Here is a 235-nt window from a genome sequence, read left to right as displayed (position 1 = left end):
AACGCTGAGTAGACGGGTACAGCTTATTTGCCAGAATAAGTTCCTTACCGTACCAATCGCACTTGTAGGTCAAGATCTGCTTAAATTTGCCAAACATCGACCGGTGAACACCCTTTGAAGCTACGTGGCTCATCAACATGCCCTTAACCGACAGATTTTCGATCACGATCTTGTCGTAGTCATTAACCAGTTCGGTCGTAAACTTCTGCATCAAGTCATTTTGGATATTGCCAGC

General features: G+C 44.7%; 1 pseudogene. It reads right to left on the bottom strand.

Annotated elements, in window-relative coordinates:
- Window positions 1-235: pseudogene (locus tag lacNas_RS14075) on the bottom strand (IS200/IS605 family accessory protein TnpB-related protein); the annotation flags it as partial.

It is taken from the genome of Lactobacillus nasalidis, assembly GCF_016587775.1.
Lineage (GTDB): Bacteria > Bacillota > Bacilli > Lactobacillales > Lactobacillaceae > Lactobacillus > Lactobacillus nasalidis.
The sequence above is the reverse complement of the archived record's forward strand: the minus strand, read 5'-3'. Positions and strand labels throughout refer to the sequence as shown.